This is a genomic window from Planctomycetota bacterium (assembly GCA_035574235.1).
Taxonomy (GTDB): domain Bacteria; phylum Planctomycetota; class MHYJ01; order MHYJ01; family JACPRB01; genus DATLZA01.
Map to the genome: position 1 here is coordinate 1 of DATLZA010000193.1, position 2,026 is coordinate 2,026.

At 73.8% G+C, this 2,026-nt stretch carries 2 protein-coding genes; both read left to right on the forward strand.

Annotation, left to right across the window (positions count from 1 at the left end):
* Positions 1–1,668: PEGA domain-containing protein (locus tag VNO22_18165; protein HXG63301.1), on the forward strand; the 1,668-nt coding region annotated here is incomplete at its 5' end.
* A gap of 10 nt (positions 1,669–1,678) precedes the next feature.
* Positions 1,679–2,026, forward strand: a 348-nt coding sequence (locus VNO22_18170; protein HXG63302.1) for a hypothetical protein, incomplete at its 3' end; no start/stop codon positions are given.

Here is a 2,026-nt window from a genome sequence, read left to right on the forward strand (position 1 = left end):
TTGCGCCTCGAATCCGAGCCTTCCGGCGCCTCCGTCCTCGTGGACGGCGTTCACGTCGGGATCACTCCGCTCGTTCTCCATCGCGACGAGCTTTCCCGCGAGATCGTCCAGATCGATTTCGAGCTTCGGGGATACCTGCCCGCCCGCCGCACCGTCACGCTCGGGCCGGCGCGCCAGGATCTCAAGGTGGAGCTCGAACCGCAGACGGGCTCCTTCCGCGTCCAGGGCGCGGTTCCCCGGGCGACGCTGCACCTGTTCGCCCTGCCGCCGGAGATCCGCGCGCCGCGGGCGGTGGCGTCGCTCTGGAGCCTCGACCCGCGGTCCCTGGTCCGGGCGCTCGACGCCCTGCCGCCGGAGGATCTCCCCTTCGTGGCGGAGCGTCTTCGCGAGCTGACCGCCCGTCCGGAGGAAGAGATCCGCTCCCGCGCCGCCCGTCTGGCGGCCGCCGCCGCCGAGCGACCGGCGGCCCCGCCCGTGCGCCCCGAGCGCACCCTGGCGGCCGACGCCCTCGGCAACGCGCGGATCGAAGACGCCCGCGTGATTCGGCGCTACCGGATCCTCGCCACCGCCCCGGAGGCCGCTGACGCCGTGACCGAGGATCTCGAGCCGCTTCTGCGGCAGGAGCTGGTCGTGCCCCTGGCGATGACCCGGCTGGCGTCCGTGTCGGTCGCCACGCGGCCGGCCCTCGGGCGCTTCCGGGCGGAGATCCCCGGAGGGGAAGCCGCGGACGTCGTCCCCGGCGGTCCCCCGGTGCGCGTCCCCGCGGGCCCGGTGACGCTCCGCTACCTGCCGCCGGGAGGAGATCCGCTGCTTCGGGAGTTCTCGCTGGCCGCTTCTCCCGAAAACGGCCGCTACGAGCTTTCCGGCAACATCTACGCCCTCTGCGCCCGCGCGGCGGAGCAGTCCGGCGACCTTGAAGCGGCCGTGCGGGGATACACGAAGGCCCTCGAGGAAACCGCCTTCCCCGCTTCGGAAGAGGGCGAGCGGCGTCGCCTGGCCGAACGCGTCCAGACGCTGGTGCGCTCCTCGGTCGAAGCGCTGCCCCGCGACGCCGTGGAGGGCGATCTCCGGGAGCGCCTGTCCGAAGCTTCGCGCCGCCCGCCCCAGGAGGCGGTCCGGCTGCTTTCGGAGGCGTACGCCTCGCGCCGGGCGGACGCGGCGGTTCGAGGAGACGCGGCGCGGGCGCTGGCGGCGGCCTCGGCGCGCCTGCGGCGCCCGTACGAGGCGATGGAGTGGCTGGAGCGATGCGCGCGGGAAGGCGTCGATCCGGGCGCGGCGGTCGAAAGCGCGGTCGCCGCCGCGATTCGCGGATTCCCGGGACTCGCCGAGCGCTTCTCCGCCGTCTCGAGAAAGATCGCGGAACTCCGGGAGGTCGCGGCGCGGAAACCTCCGCCTCCCCCGCCGCCTCCTCCGGTCCGACCGGCCGCGCCGCCGCGCCTCGGCGTCATCCAGAGGGTCCATCCGGAGTACGGAGTCTTCGTGCGCCTGGAGCCCGAAGCGGCCGTGGCTCCCGGCGACGTCCTCGAAGTGGTCCGCGAGGGCGAGCCCGTGGGAGAGCTGACCGTGCAGACGCTGACCAAGGCCGACGCCACGTATCCCCACGGGTGTGCCGTCTGCCGCCTGGGAAAGGGGAACTACCAGAAGGGCGACGAGGTCCGCAAGAAGTGAGGGCAGGACGATGAAGATCTGGACGGCTGCTTGGATCGCGCTGGGCTGGAGTGCCTCGGGAATCGCCGCTTCCCTGCAATCCGCGCCTCCTTCGACGTCCCCCGCTCCGCAGGAGGCGGCGCCGGCCGAGCGTCCTTTGGAAATTCGCGTCACCTCCCGGGGCGAGCGCGTGCGGGTCAAGGCCGGAGAGACGCTTGTCGGAGAGTCGCCCACCGCGCCGGGGCAGGAGGTCCGCCTGCGCGTGCCGAAGGGGCCCGTGCGGGTGGAGCTTTTGGATCCCGCGGGGGCGGTGGCGGCCTCCGTGGAGCTGGCGCCGGCGGAACCGCCGGTCGCGCGCGTGGGCGAAGTGCAGCTCGTC